Here is a 13,915-nt window from a genome sequence, read left to right as displayed (position 1 = left end):
ACCTATCATAGCCCGTGAGTAGTAAGCGGTCACCGGGGACAGAACTGTTTACGCTCTTGATGTTCGGAAGATAATGTAAATCAGAAAGTGTAGTAAATAGGAAAACCAGCTATTTACAAGTATTTTTAGCTTAGCAGATGCCTGCAGAACCACATCTAAAGCTGGGCTTACCCCGTGGACGCTTACGGTGATTCCTTTAAATATTTAGAGGAAAGTAACTAATCTTAACAGTTGTAAGCCTGTGGAAGCTTCTTAGATTTTAAAGCCATGAAATGGACACTATAAAAACTTTTTATACAAGTTAAAGCTGTTTTATAATCCCTAGTTTATAAAATATTAACTATTAAAGATCTTAACTAAGCTTTTTTGTTAGGTAATTCCTTGGAGCCAAGGTTTATTCATAGCGAGCTTTTATTCTAAGCATGAATGTTGCGTTCAACCATGCTAATTTGCCGTCTTAGAGTTTCATCAGCGGTGAGCTTTTTTTCAATGTTTTTGCAAGCATGGAGAAGGGTAGAGTGAGTTTTATTAAAAGCAGCGCCTAACATTTGAAGAGATTCATTGATCATTTTACAGGCCAGGTACATCGCTACTTGACGAGGCAGCGCAACTTCTTTTGTACGCATAGAACCTTTAAGGTCACTCACCCGTACTTGAAAGATAGCGGCTACACTTTTCAAAATTTGATCGACAGTAATTTTATGACGCGGCGCATGTTGCAGCATTTCGCGTAAAGTTTTTTCTACAAATTCTTCTGTAATATGAAGATTCAACAGTCGGCTATGGGCGCTTAAACGATTAAGTGCTCCCTCTAATTGCCGGACATTGTTATAAATATGTTCAGCAATAAAGAAGGCAACAGCATTAGGAATTTCTAAGCCTTTTTGCTGGGCTTTATGTTGGAGAATGGCCACCCGCGTTTCAAGTTCCGGTACGCCAATATGGGCGACTAACCCCCATTCCATACGAGCGATCATACGCTCAGAGAGTTTTAGTTGGGAAGGAGGCTTATCACTGGTAATGACAATCTGTTTATTTTGATTAATGAGGGTTTCGAAAGTATTACAAAATTCTTCCTCGAAATTCAGGCGATTTTGTAAAAACTGGATATCATCCACCAGTAAAACATCGACATCCGAGCGATAAAACCTTTTCATGCGATCGACAGATTTGTTGCGTAAGTTATCGACAAGGTCGTTAATAAAAGCTTCCGTGGTGATGCATTGAACGCGTAATTTCTTATTATTTTGACGAATGTAGTGTCCAATACTGTGAAGAATATGCGTTTTACCTAGGCCCACACCCCCATGAATAAAGAGAGGATTGTAAGATTGACCTGGGCGAGCAGCAATCCCTATGGCAGCAGATTTAACAAACTGGTTAGCAGGCCCTTCAATAAATGTTTCAAAGCGGTAGTTAGGGTTTAACTTTACTTCATAAGTTTGCTCTTCTACTGGCGGGGTATAACTCGCCGGTACGTTAAGAAGGGTAGAGGAGGTTTTCTTAGCTGGCGTTGCCAATTTGAATTGAATAGAAGGCTCACCGTTGGCATTAACAGGTAAAAAAGCGCAAAGTTCGCTATGGAAATTGGAAAAAAGATATTCTTTAACAAAAATGTTAGGAATCTCAAGAGTGATTTTATCTCCAGCATTTTCTATCACCCGAATAGGAGAAAGCCAATTGCCGAAAGCTGTGGCTGAGCACTTTGCTTTTACACATTCTAAAAATTGAGTCCAAATATCTTCTGTCTCAAGAACTAACATAGTTTGGATCCTTAATCAAAAATTACAGTTCAAAGGGGCAATCGTTGTGAATAAATAAAGGTCCCTTAACGGGAGCCGAGCAGTTATTTTAAAGCTCTTATTCTACAAAAGGACAATAATATAAGTCCTGGAAAAAGTGTATTTAAGTTATAAACAACGTTTCCACAAGATGTTCTGGAGGTATTTCGTTGGAAAAAGCTATCATGTGGCTGCATTGCCTGCAAGAAAATTATCATCCCCTTTTGGGGTATTTGGCATTAAATCGCTGAAAATCAGATGCCGCGGCAATAAAAAATATTTCCGTATCCACTTATAAAAAACTTCTTTTTATAAATGTTTGTTAATCAGTATCTTGTGAAAAATTGCTAAAATGATTTAGGTTCTTAAGTGATGGTTTCTAGCAGCTTGCAACAATAAATCTTGTGGGGAGAGAGCCTTGGATGGATTTTATTAGAAGTAATTTAGAGAGGGGATAGGAATAAAAAACGAATAATCTTATTATAAAGTTAATCCCTTTATAACTATTTTCTTGGCTAAAGGGGAATATTATTTATCTCCCCTTTTATAATTTTTTAATAGATTTTTTTTAAAATCTGCGAGTTTAAAGCGTTGAGTTTGCTATGCCGTTTGAGAAGGAGCGTTTATATAACTCCAACTACTTGCTACAACATCCAAAAGAATTGTCTAATCAATTAGCTTGTTGATGAATAAAGAGATAAGCATGACTCCTGCTCGTTTATAATTGAGGGAGTTTTACTAATTCGCTAGGTAAAGTTTCTCGTTTCTTAAACAACAAGTTAAAATTTTTATTTATGATTTTAAGAAATTAAATTATATGCTTTTCTGTCGGTGAGGGAAAAAAGAGAGAGCAAAAATATGTAAAAAGGTCTAATTGTAGCTTGACACCTCTAAAGATATCCTTCATTGTCTGATGACAATTTGTCAAACATTGTTGAGTAGGTTTTGTTAAAAGTTATGACTAAAGAAAATTTTTTGCCTTATACCAAGCCATCCATCAATCAGATTGATATTCATGAAGTAACTAAAGCTTTAAATAGCAATTATTTAACACGCGGCCCTCTGGTAGAAGCTTTTGAAAGTGCCGTAGCTCATTATTGTCAGGTCAAATATGCTGTTGCCTTCAGCAGTGGAACCTCCGCTTTAATGGGTGCTTACTTTGCAGCAAACTTGCGTCAGCAAGACTCTCTACTCACCACACCTAATTCGTTCGTAGCGACTGCAGGCGCAGCGGTACAACGAGGAACTACCCCTGTCTTTTTAGATATTGATTGCTCTAGCGGAAATATGGACTTACAGCAGCTGAAATATAATCTTGCCCGCCCTTCTTCACGCGGTCGCCTTTGTGTGGCGCCTGTCCATTTTGCGGGCATACCTGTGGATATGCAAAAAATAGATCAAGCTATCCAAAATCCTGAGACTGTAGTGATTGAAGATGCCGCCCATGCCTTAGGATCTACTTACTTCACGGGAGAAAAAGTAGGCTCTTGTCGATGGAGTGATATGACTATATTTAGTTTTCATGCGGCCAAAACAATTACGACAGGGGAAGGAGGGATGGTCACCACAAATAGCGAAGATTTTTATCGCCGTCTTAAGTTGTTTAGAAATAATGGAATTGAACGCGAAGGGCCTTATTTACAAGGAGAGGCAGCACCCTGGTATTACGAAGTGCAACATCTTACCGGTAACTATAATTTTACAGAATTGCAGGCTGCTCTAGGATTGAGCCAAATGGCGCGCTTGGATACCTTTGTGGAAAAGCGGCGGCAATTGATGAAAGCTTATCGTGCCTTATTAAAAGAAATTCCTCATCTTCATTTATTTGCAGAAGATTTCGATGCCTATACTGCTTATCATTTATGCGTAGTTCAAATTAATTTTAACGCTTATAAAACTACACGTACGCAGGTGATGAATAGATTGCGCGAAAGAATGATTGGAACGCAAGTTCATTATATTCCTATCTATAAGCATCCTTACTTTATAAACCTTTGCGGAGACATTTCTGCCTATTTTCCTAAAATGGAAGCCTATTATTCTCAGGCTCTTTCCTTGCCTCTTTACTATGATCTTCAACTAGAAGAGGTCGAAAAAGTGGTCAATACGCTTAAAAAAGCCTTGCAAGGAAGGTAGTAAATAATAGTTTTAATCAGCTATGTGCCAGGATAAGTGCTTTGGCAACATTAGAAATTGCGACATTGGCTTCATTCTTAAGAATATTAGCTACTTTTAAGCCTTCTTCCTTTTTACCTAGCATAAACAGAGCCTTAGCCAGATTCAATAAAGTAGGTGAATGGTCACCTTCGATTTTTAAAGCTTTATCAAAGCATTTAAGTGCTTTAGCTGCATTATTGCTTTGCAAATACAAAGCTCCTAACGTCTGAGCATCGTAAGCACTTTCCGGATCCAATACGCATAAAGCTTCAAAAAAAGGCAGGGCAATCTCATACTTGCCTTGGCGAATATAAGCATATCCAGCAGAACGCATCTCTTCCAAAATCTCTTCCGACCAGCCTAAAGATTCTCGCCAATTAAGTTTGTGCATAATTATCCTTGTAAAAACTGGCCTACTCTGCCTACAATAAAGTTTAGCCAATTGTTTAATTTTTCAATTTCGCGAAAGCAGCTTTTTAATGTCTCTTTCTCTTGCTTTTCCTCAGGAGTACGACACAAAACTTCTTCCAACTTTTGCTCGTGCAAGGCTTGTTCATCATAGGAGCCAAAACTGGGAATCACACGATACGAGAAGGGAGAGCGGCGCATAAAGCGAAAACGGGGAGGAGGAAAGAAATAAGCCCAGGGTGTGTAAAGGGGAGCAATGCCTAGCAGAACATCAAGTTCCGTAGGTTTAGGATAATTATCTAAAACTTGCAATTGTGCAGGTATACTGGCTGCTTGATCTAGCTGGAATTGTTGGTTGATCTGCTCGATCATCCGTGTGCGGATTGCATAGAGATTGTAGACACTAATGTCTAGCTTATCAATCGTTGCCATAGAAACTCACTCTTTTTTATATGATAGCCTTGCAGCGTAAAAGCTTACAAACACATAATTTATCCTATTTAAGCCCCAAGTACTATTCTAGCATGTTTATAATTATTTAGCAAAGCTTGGCGATTGGACGAATAGTTAGTGGAGTATAAATGCTTTATATAAATGCTTTTTAATCGTATGCTGACTGTTTAAAAATGTTGTCCTGTGTAGATAATATTTTCCCCTAATCTTTTGCCTGCATTCTATTAAAAAACTTTAAGGATGTTTTTCCATGTCGTCTTCTCCTCATTTTTCCGTTCTATTACCTGAATTCTTAAGTTTTTTTGCAGATAAAACTATTCGCGGTTTTGTTGATGCCACCTTGGGTGCTGGCGGCCATTCGGCTGCTCTTTTGCAAGCCCATCCAGAAGTTAATCGACTTGCTGGGTTCGATCAAGATCCTGTAGCTTTGTCTCTAGCAAAAAGTCGATTGATAACCTGGGAATCAAAAATTGATTTTTTTAAGCTTAACTTTGTTCACATGAAAGGTAGCCTCTCTGCTTATCCTGTTCCCATAGATGGCATTCTTTTAGATTTGGGCGTCTCTTCTATGCAGCTTGATACGGCCTCTAAAGGTTTTAGCTTTTCTAAGGAAGGGCCTTTAGATATGCGCATGGATCCTTCCCATGATTTAACTGCTGAAGAGATTGTAAATACCTGGTCCGAACAAGAATTAGGAAAAATATTTCGCGAGTGGGGGGAAGAAAAGCAGTGGCATACAGCCGCCCGCATTTTGGTAAAAGTGCGCCAGGAAAAACCTTTAAAAACTACCCAAGATTTAGTAAAGGCTCTTCTACCAGCTTTACGCTATCGGGCAAAAAAAGGTATCCACCCTCTTACTCTTATTTTCCAAGCTTTACGTATTGCCGTTAATCGAGAATTAGAAGTCTTGGAAAAAATTTTACCTGACGCGCTTTCACTTTTAACTCCTGGCGGAAGGCTAGCGGTGATAACTTTTCATAGTCTAGAAGATCGCTTAGTAAAAAATTTTTTCAGATTTGCAGCCAGTGATAAATATGAAACATCCGGGATAGGCGGGATGTTTTTAGATAAGTCTCCTGAAGCCCATATTCTTACCCGAAGGCCCTTAGTAGCCAGCGAAAAAGAGATAAACCAGAATGCTCGAAGCCGTAGCGCAAAACTAAGAGTGATCGAAAAAATATGAGAAGAGTCGAAAGTAATTTCCAAGAGTTGATTATAAAGCTTTTCATCTGTGTCGTGCTTGCCGGCTTAGCTCTTTATAGTTATATTTTTAAGCAAAATGAATTAACGGAATTGCGCATGGCAATTCCTTCCTTAGCTAAAGAAGTGCGCACAATTCATGAAGAAAATAACCGTTTAAAATATGAGATTAATCAATTTGAAAGTCCCATTCATCTTATGGAGATCATGCGGATGCCAGAATTTAGTTCTTTAAAATTTGCTTATAATTCGCAAGTAGTTGTTCTGCCTTTAACCTCGCCAGTTCCGGGCAAAGACTTTGCTGATTTGCAAGAGGAGAATGGGCCCTAATGCCTGTACGACCCCCACTTTCTCCTCAGGCCAGTGATCGAAGAAGGTTATTGTGTGTGGCCTTTTTTATCATTTTTTTATTTTCTTTACTTGTGGCTAAGTTTTATATGCTGCAAATTGCCGAAGGAGAAAAATGGACGCACCTAGCTAATCGGCAGCATTATTTTGTTGTTAATGAACCTTTCTTGCGTGGAAGATTTATCTCTAATACAAGTATACAGAGAGCTCATCCTGAAATTGAACAGGCTTTGGTCGTCGATATCCTTAAATTTCATTTGCATGTAGACGTCGAGTCCATTCCTCCTCAACATCATGCTGAAATTGCACAAAAACTTATCCAAATCCTTGACCTTCCTGCTGAAAAACATTCCCATTTATGTGAACAATTTGGATATAAAAGCCGCAATAGAAAGTTAAAGATGTGGCTAGAAAAAGAAACACGTGATGCAATTTTAGACTGGTGGATGCCCTATGCTAAACGAAATAAAATTGCCCGCAATGCTCTTTTTTTTGCCAGTGATTATCAACGGTCGTATCCTTTTGGAAAATTACTGGGTCAGCTTTTACATACGGTGCAAAATCAAAGAGATGAGGTTACAAAACAAGCGATCCCTACAGGCGGCTTAGAGCTGTGTTTTGATCATTTTCTTAAAGGAAGAATGGGAAAACGACGGTTAATGCGTTCTCCTAGAAATGCGTTTGAAATGGGCGAAGTTATTGCCAAGCCTCAGAATGGAGCAGATGTTTATTTAACCATTAACCATTGCTTACAAGCGATAGCCGAAGAAGAGCTTGAAAAGGGAGTAAAAAAAGCTAAAGCTAAAGGGGGGTGGGCAGTGATGATGAATCCCTACAGTGGCGAAATATTGGCTTTAGCCCAGTATCCTTATTTTTATCCTCCCCATTATCAAGATTATTTCAATGATCCCCAGATGATAGAGCATACTAAAGTAAAAGCTTTGACCGATACTGTTGAGCCTGGCTCAACTTTTAAGCCTATCGCTCTAGCCATCGCTTTGAAAGCAAATATAGAGTTGCGTAAAAAAGGAGAAAGTGAGCTGTTCAATCCTCATGCGATGATGCCTACTTCTAATAGCTTTTTTAAAGGACGCGGGAAGCCTTTGGTAGATACTCATATGCACCCCTATCTAAATATGTATATGGCTATTCAGAAATCTTCTAATATTTATCCAGCAAGATTAATGGAGAAAGTGGTTGAACGGTTAGGAGCTTCCTTCATTCGCAAACATTTAACCGAAACATTTGGTTTTGGTTCTAAAACTCATCTTGAGCTTCCTGCTGAGAGTGCAGGAGTGGTACCTTTACCAGGCAAAAAACATCCTAATGGAAAAGATGAATGGTCGATTTCTACCCCCTATTCGTTAGCGTTTGGCCATAACATTCAAGTAAATAGCATTCAGCTGCTTAGAGCTTTTGCTGTTTTTGTTAATGGAGGATACCTTGTGCAGCCTACCCTTATCCGTAAAATCGCTAGTAATCCTGAAGAAGGAGCTCAAACCATTTTTGTAGATCATACTCATATAGGCAGAACCCAGCAATTTCCTCAAGTACTAGAGAAAGAATGCTGTAGTGAAATAGTAAAAGGCTTAAAATACACGACTAAAGTGGGGGGTACCGCTAGACGTGCAGATGTGCCCGGCTATTCTGAAGCAGGCAAGACTAGCACTGCAAAGAAAATAGTCAATGGTGCTTATTCTGATAAAATTTATTGTCCTAGTTTCATTGGTTTTACTCCTGCCGATAAGCCTGCTTTTATTCTTCTTGTTACCCTAGATGAGCCTGAATATGGTTATACACCAGGAGTAGGGTCATGGCACCATGGTGGAACTTGTGCTGCTCCGGTGTTTTGCGAAATAGCTAAGAGGTCTTTAGCCTATTTAGGTATAGCTCCGGATGATCCCTACGGTTATCCCCTAGGGGATCCTAGACGTTGCCAAGAAAAAGCACATTGGGCTCATGAAATTAGAGAGTTGAAAGAAATGTATGAAAAGTGGAATAACAAAGAGCCTGGAAAAACTTAGGTGATTTAAATGGCTGTGAGGAGAAGTGCGAGTTGAGAATGAAACTAAAAAAACTATTAAAAAATATTTCCGTTCAAGAAGTTAAAGGTTCTAAAGATGTTTTTATTACCGGAATTTGTGCAAATTCTAAGGTGGTGGCTCCTGGCAATTTATTTGTCGCTAAAAAAGGTCGCATGGATGATGGTGCTCACTACATTCATGAAGCTATTGAAGCGGGGGCTAGTGCTATCTTAACCGACATCTTCGATCCCTCCTTGCACTTTATTACTCAAATTATTCATCCTCAGATACCTTTAGTAGAGCCTCTTTTAGCAGCTCATTATTATCAGTTTCCTAGCCAAGAGCTATTCATGGTAGGTATCACTGGTACGAATGGAAAAACTACCACTTCTTTTCTTGTTAAGCATTTACTCGATCATTTAAAGGTACCCTGCGGACTTATAGGGACAATTGAATATATTATAGGTAAGCATCGTTACCAAGCCACTCGCACAACGCCCGATGTTATTAGTAATCATAAGTTGTTAAGAGAGATGGTTTTGCAAAATTGCAAAGCCGCGGTCATGGAAGTAACTTCACATGCTTTAGATCAAGGCCGGGCAGTTAATATTGAATATGATGTGGCCGTCTTTACTAATTTGACGCTTGATCACTTAGATTATCATCAATCGATGGACAACTATTGCCAAGCTAAGCAAAAACTATTTCAAACTTTAAATCCTGAAAAAAATAAGACAGGGAAAAACTATCCTTGCACGGCAGTGATTAATATCGATAGCCCTTGGCATCAGATGATGGTAAAAGGCTGTAGAGCTAAAATTCTGACTTACGGGCTAAGTGCTGCTGCAGATGTACAAGCCAAGAACATAGTCTTAACCTCTCTGGGGACAGAGTTTACTATCGGCTATGGTGGGGAAGAAGTTGCCTGCCACTGTCCTTTAGTAGGGCGTTTCAATATCTATAATTGCTTGGCGGCTATTTGCGTAGGCCTTGTAAGAAAAGAGCCTTTGAAAAAATTGGTAGAGATTATAGCCTCTTTTCCAGCCGTTCCAGGTCGTATGCAAGCGGTCCATAATGAATTAGGATTAAATATATTTGTCGATTTTGCTCACACGGATGATGCACTTACAAACGTTTTAGAATGTTTGCAAGAGTTTAAGCAAGGCCGAATTATTACTGTATTTGGATGCGGAGGCAATAGAGATGCTTCTAAACGCCCAAAAATGGCGCAGGTGGCTGAGAAATTTTCCGATTATTGTATTGTGACTTCCGATAATCCCCGTTCTGAGAATCCTCAAAGTATTTGCCAGGAGATTGCGCGAGGTTTTAATCAACAGAATTGGGAAATAGAAATAGATCGATACGAGGCTATTAAAAAAGCCATCTACTTGGCTAATCCCGCGGATGTGATTCTTATTGCCGGTAAAGGGCATGAAGCCTATCAAATTTTTTCCTACAAAACCATTGAATTTGACGATAGAAAAATTGCTGCTCGGATATGCTTGGAAAAATATAAAGATGAAATGATAAAAAAATAAATTTATGATGAAAAATTTTCAAAACTGTCTATGGATTTTTTTGTTACTAAGCCTTGGAGGATGTAGGTGCCCTTCCAAAGAGCTGCCTAGCCAACCTGCTGTGCATTCTGTCCCTGTAGCTCAGCTTCCTGCTGAGGGTATGATGGGCGTAAAGCATCCTATAAAGGATATTAAAAAGCCCAAACTTTCCAAAGCTGCACTGATTGTAATAGATGCCGGTCATGGGGGTGATGATTTTGGTACCCGTTCTTTATCACAGCCCAAATACCATGAGAAATTTCTTAACCTTACTACCTCTTTAGCTTTAAATGAGTTTCTGCAAAAGATGGGGTATCGAACTAGGCTGACACGTTCGAATGATGAATTTATTTCTTTGCAGAAGCGAGCAAATTTTGCAAATGACCAAGGAGCCGATCTATTTGTAAGCGTGCATTATAACTCTGCGCCGGCCAAGCAAGCCGATGGTATTGAAATTTTTTATTATAAATCGGAAATAAATAAGAAGCGTTCAACGCAATCTAGTCAATTAGCTTCTTCTATTTTAGCGCAGGTTATACAAGCCACAAAAGCTAAATCTCGTGGAGTAAAAGAGGGGAATTTTGCAGTCATTCGAGAGACAAAGATGCCTGCCGTACTGATTGAAGGAGGTTTTTTGACTAACGAAAAGGAAATGAATAAGATTAAAGAGCCAGCCTATATTAAGAGAATTGCTTGGGGTATTGCCAAAGGGGTGGAGGCTTATCTAAATGAGCGCGCTGTTTCTTTGCCTTAGTAGGGCTTTTTTTAAGAAGAATATAGCTATTTATCATTTTTCCCCTGAATAAAGTAATAGAGCGTCCTCTTGCCAATGCTTACTTTACAAAATTTCTTACATTCTCTATGCTGAAGAACATGTTCTCGTAGCTCAGTAGGATAGAGCGGTTGCCTCCTAAGCAACAGGTCGTGCGTTCGAATCGCGCCGAGGACAACTCTTTTGCTTTTTCTTGCACTTGCTCTTTACATTCATTTCTTCTCGCACTAAACTACGAAAAAATCACTCAAGGGAGGAAAATCTATGGGGCAAGCGGATATTGGTTTAATTGGATTAGCAGTCATGGGTCAAAACTTGGCTCTTAATATGAATGATCATGGCTTCATTGTTACCGTCTATAATCGTACGCGCGCCACCATTGACAGTTTTTTAAACGGCCCTGCCCAAGGATCAAAAATTATAAGTGCTTCTACTATCGAGGAATTTTGCCAATCTTTAAAGCGTCCAAGAAAAGTTATTTTAATGGTAAAAGCAGGAGAGCCTGTAGATGCGTGCATTCAGCAGCTAATACCTTATTTAGAGCCGGGGGATGTCATTATTGATGGGGGAAATAGCCTTTTTAGCGACACCAATAGACGTACTCAAGCTTTAAAAGAGAAAGGTCTTCTCTTTATAGGTAGTGGAATCTCTGGGGGGGAAGAAGGCGCACGGCATGGCCCTTCAATCATGCCCGGTGGAAATCCTGAGGCGTGGCCCTTAGTAAAGAATATTTTTCAATCTATTAGCGCCAAAGCTGACAATGGTGAACCTTGTTGCGACTGGGTCGGAGATGAGGGTGCGGGCCATTATGTTAAAATGGTTCACAACGGAATTGAATATGGTGATATGCAACTGATTTGCGAAGCATATAGCCTTTTAAAGCATGCTTTAAAGCTAAATCCTCAGCAAATTGCGCAAGTCTTTGCTCAGTGGAATAAAACAGAATTAGACAGTTATTTAATTGAAATCACAAGTGCTATTTTCAAGCAACTCGATGAAGATGGCCAGCCTTTGATAGATAAAATTTTAGATGTAGCAGGGCAAAAAGGTACGGGTAAGTGGACTGTCATAAATGCTTTAGAAGTGGGGATGCCTCTGACTTTAATTGGAGAATCTGTTTTTGCGCGTTGTTTATCGGCTATCAAAGAAGAGCGTCTTGAAGCCAGTAAAGTGTTGACGGGACCTTCTCCTTTATATGAGGGAGATCAAGAAGCCTTTATTGAAAGTATCAGGCAAGCTTTATATGCCTCTAAAATCATTAGCTATGCGCAAGGGTTCATGCTTATTCAGCAGGCAGCCAAAGATTATCATTGGAGGATTAATTTTGGAGGGGTGGCTCTCATGTGGCGAGGCGGCTGCATTATTCGGAGTAAGTTTCTTAACAATATTAAAGATGCCTATGAAAAGCAACCTGCCTTAAAAACCCTTTTATTAGATGATTTTTTTAAGAATGCATTAGTTAAAGCACAAAGCGATTGGAGAAGGATAGTAGCTAAAGCTGTAGAGCTAGGTATTCCCACTCCTTGTTTCAGCACTGCCCTTGCTTTTTATGATGGTTATCGCAGTCCTAACTTACCAGCCAATCTATTACAGGCCCAGCGTGATTACTTTGGAGCCCATACTTATGAGCGCCTAGATCATCCGCGAGGTCAGTTTTTTCACACGAATTGGACGGGTACGGGTGGTAAAGTAAGCTCTACTTCCTATAACGCTTAAAATATATAATCATACGTAGGTCTTAAAAAAATAGGAGACTACGGGGGTGATCGTCTAAAATTCTCTTTAACCTATTTCATAGCCTATCCCTTAATTTTCTTATGTATTAATCCTAAGAAAAGCAGGCGCTATTTAAAAAGAGAACATTAAGATATAGAGTCTAGAAGCAGAAAGCTTATAGACTAAGGGATCTTTTTTTAGTTGGCCTTTAGTATTATTGGATAGCTAGAGGGGTTTTCATCCTGCCTTTATATATTTGCTTAGGAAGGGAAGGGTAGCTTAAGCTGTTATCAACAAAAAGTTTAGAGGATGAGAAGCTTCTTTGACTCTTGCGTAAATAAAATCTTACGCTCCAGGTTATTGAACATCCTAGCTTAGGCAATCTGTAGGAATGGGTTGTTAAAAGACCTATTATAGAAAAACTTTTTTGGCTAACGAAGAGGGAGAAAAAAAGATATTTGCAAGCCAAAATAATAGGGGTTTAGAAAGATTACCCTTTTTAAACCCCTTTAATATGTGCTATCTCAGCAGCAAGTCCAAATAAAATTTTCTAAGTTTTAGCTTTCAATTTTTTCGGCTGCTGGTGCTTGAGGAGCTTCTGGAATACCTGTTTCTGCAGCTATCACAGCATTTTCTTCTTCTTTTCCATTTTTTTCTTCTAATTCAACTACTGCCTCTACTGCTGCCGCATGCTTGGCTTTAGCTTTAGCTACGAGCTCTTCGGTAAAGCCCACTTTCGGTTGCATAGCTAGCTCTGCTTCCTCTTTAGCTTTTTCTGAGTCTTCAACAGCTGTCTTATGAGTTACCTTTTGCACGTTTGTCGATAGTTCTTTTTTGTCGATAATAGAAGCGGGGTGTAAAGCTTCTGCTGTTTCATGATCTTGGATAGCTTCTACATTGTGTTTATGCTTCTCATAAGCTTTAGCAGCTATTTCTTCCTTCATAGAAATTGGCTGTTTTTCTTCCTCGCTACCTTCAACATGGTCTTCTTCTTGGCTACCTGCAGTCTCTTCAGTGTTTTTTGAAGGAGCAGCTTTTTTCTTAGGAAGGATTTTTAGCGTTTCATGAATTCGTGTAGCCTCTGTAGGCTTGATGAAAGACATAACCAAGGTGGCCAAAGTTGCAAAAGCAGTTGCTAATACACGGAGGGCTAATTTGGCTACATTCTTAGGACTAGCAAGCTTAGTTTTATTAAGGAGCTGAATAGCCCAAGGTTTCTTTGAAAACATTACTTGCACAGGTACTCTAAACGCACTAGCAATTGCAAATAAGGGTACGGCAATAGCATGGATAGCTGTGTCAGCAGCTAACACGCCAGCTGCTATTAAAGTTTGCTTGTTATTTTTAGATTCTCTGGCCTTTTCTAAATGCTCTGTAGTCCATTTGATAACTTTATTAGGATATTCACCTGATATAAAAGGTGTGACCAAATATGTAGACATAAAAATTACCCCTTTGAAATTGAAAAAATTTAAATTACGGTTAGTTTAAAAACCATCT

At 39.2% G+C, this 13,915-nt stretch carries 11 protein-coding genes and 1 tRNA gene; 8 read left to right on the top strand and 4 right to left on the bottom strand.

Annotated elements, in window-relative coordinates; all coding sequences use genetic code 11:
• Positions 1-416 precede the first annotated feature (416 nt).
• Complete coding sequence (gene dnaA / locus TY21_RS07220) at positions 417-1,763, bottom strand: chromosomal replication initiator protein DnaA (RefSeq protein ID WP_039383248.1); 1,347 nt, start codon at positions 1,761-1,763, stop codon at positions 417-419.
• Positions 1,764-2,738: 975 nt separating this feature from the next.
• On the opposite strand from dnaA, the gene pseC reads away from it, so the two are divergent.
• Entirely contained in the window at positions 2,739-3,917 is a 1,179-nt protein-coding gene (gene pseC / locus TY21_RS07215) for a UDP-4-amino-4,6-dideoxy-N-acetyl-beta-L-altrosamine transaminase (RefSeq protein ID WP_042243902.1), read from the top strand.
• 16 nt (positions 3,918-3,933) lie between these two features.
• On the opposite strand, the gene TY21_RS07210 is transcribed toward pseC, so the two are convergent.
• Positions 3,934-4,329, bottom strand: coding sequence for a tetratricopeptide repeat protein (locus tag TY21_RS07210; RefSeq protein WP_042243904.1), 396 nt, complete (start codon positions 4,327-4,329; stop codon positions 3,934-3,936).
• 2 nt (positions 4,330-4,331) lie between these two features.
• Entirely contained in the window at positions 4,332-4,778 is a 447-nt protein-coding gene (locus TY21_RS07205) for a DUF5399 domain-containing protein (RefSeq protein ID WP_039383253.1), read from the bottom strand.
• A gap of 271 nt (positions 4,779-5,049) precedes the next feature.
• Between TY21_RS07205 and rsmH the strand changes: the two genes are divergently transcribed.
• The 7 genes from rsmH (at position 5,050) to gnd (ending at position 12,415) form a co-directional block, all read left to right on the top strand.
• Positions 5,050-5,982, top strand: coding sequence for a 16S rRNA (cytosine(1402)-N(4))-methyltransferase RsmH (rsmH, locus tag TY21_RS07200; protein ID WP_042243906.1), 933 nt, complete (start codon positions 5,050-5,052; stop codon positions 5,980-5,982).
• Complete coding sequence (locus TY21_RS07195) at positions 5,979-6,329, top strand: hypothetical protein (protein ID WP_042243908.1); 351 nt, start codon at positions 5,979-5,981, stop codon at positions 6,327-6,329. Before rsmH ends, TY21_RS07195 begins: the two co-directional genes overlap by 4 nt.
• The gene (locus TY21_RS07190) at positions 6,329-8,371 is read left to right on the top strand and encodes a penicillin-binding protein 2 (RefSeq protein ID WP_042243909.1); all 2,043 of its coding nucleotides are present in this window, start codon (positions 6,329-6,331) and stop codon (positions 8,369-8,371) included. The genes TY21_RS07195 and TY21_RS07190 overlap by 1 nt, the downstream gene beginning before the upstream one ends.
• Before the next feature lie 38 nt (positions 8,372-8,409).
• The gene (locus tag TY21_RS07185) at positions 8,410-9,909 is read left to right on the top strand and encodes a UDP-N-acetylmuramoyl-L-alanyl-D-glutamate--2,6-diaminopimelate ligase (protein WP_042243911.1); all 1,500 of its coding nucleotides are present in this window, start codon (positions 8,410-8,412) and stop codon (positions 9,907-9,909) included.
• Between the two features lie 4 nt (positions 9,910-9,913).
• Positions 9,914-10,681, top strand: coding sequence for an N-acetylmuramoyl-L-alanine amidase (locus TY21_RS07180; protein ID WP_079980012.1), 768 nt, complete (start codon positions 9,914-9,916; stop codon positions 10,679-10,681).
• 121 nt (positions 10,682-10,802) lie between these two features.
• Positions 10,803-10,876 (top strand) — tRNA-Arg (locus TY21_RS07175).
• An 87-nt stretch (positions 10,877-10,963) separates the two neighbouring features.
• Positions 10,964-12,415, top strand: coding sequence for a decarboxylating NADP(+)-dependent phosphogluconate dehydrogenase (gnd, locus tag TY21_RS07170; protein WP_042243913.1), 1,452 nt, complete (start codon positions 10,964-10,966; stop codon positions 12,413-12,415).
• Between the two features lie 557 nt (positions 12,416-12,972).
• On the opposite strand, the gene TY21_RS07165 is transcribed toward gnd, so the two are convergent.
• The gene (locus TY21_RS07165) at positions 12,973-13,857 is read right to left on the bottom strand and encodes a hypothetical protein (RefSeq protein ID WP_042243915.1); all 885 of its coding nucleotides are present in this window, start codon (positions 13,855-13,857) and stop codon (positions 12,973-12,975) included.
• Positions 13,858-13,915 lie beyond the last annotated feature (58 nt).

Source organism: Neochlamydia sp. S13 (genome assembly GCF_000648235.2).
Taxonomy (GTDB): domain Bacteria; phylum Chlamydiota; class Chlamydiia; order Chlamydiales; family Parachlamydiaceae; genus Neochlamydia.
Note: the sequence above shows the minus strand (reverse complement) of the source record. Positions and strands in the feature narration are given on the sequence as shown.

Excerpts from the sequence above, each read along its gene's own strand:
- dnaA (WP_039383248.1), bottom strand. The coding sequence starts at position 1,763 with ATGTTAGTTCTTGAGACAGAAGATATTTGGACTCAATTTTTAGAATGT.
- rsmH (WP_042243906.1), top strand. The coding sequence starts at position 5,050 with ATGTCGTCTTCTCCTCATTTTTCCGTTCTATTACCTGAATTCTTAAGT.
- TY21_RS07195 (WP_042243908.1), top strand. The coding sequence starts at position 5,979 with ATGAGAAGAGTCGAAAGTAATTTCCAAGAGTTGATTATAAAGCTTTTC.
- TY21_RS07165 (WP_042243915.1), bottom strand. The coding sequence starts at position 13,857 with ATGTCTACATATTTGGTCACACCTTTTATATCAGGTGAATATCCTAAT.
- TY21_RS07180 (WP_079980012.1), top strand. The coding sequence starts at position 9,914 with ATGATGAAAAATTTTCAAAACTGTCTATGGATTTTTTTGTTACTAAGC.
- TY21_RS07210 (WP_042243904.1), bottom strand. The coding sequence starts at position 4,329 with ATGCACAAACTTAATTGGCGAGAATCTTTAGGCTGGTCGGAAGAGATT.
- pseC (WP_042243902.1), top strand. The coding sequence starts at position 2,739 with ATGACTAAAGAAAATTTTTTGCCTTATACCAAGCCATCCATCAATCAG.
- TY21_RS07205 (WP_039383253.1), bottom strand. The coding sequence starts at position 4,778 with ATGGCAACGATTGATAAGCTAGACATTAGTGTCTACAATCTCTATGCA.
- gnd (WP_042243913.1), top strand. The coding sequence starts at position 10,964 with ATGGGGCAAGCGGATATTGGTTTAATTGGATTAGCAGTCATGGGTCAA.
- TY21_RS07190 (WP_042243909.1), top strand. The coding sequence starts at position 6,329 with ATGCCTGTACGACCCCCACTTTCTCCTCAGGCCAGTGATCGAAGAAGG.
- TY21_RS07185 (WP_042243911.1), top strand. The coding sequence starts at position 8,410 with ATGAAACTAAAAAAACTATTAAAAAATATTTCCGTTCAAGAAGTTAAA.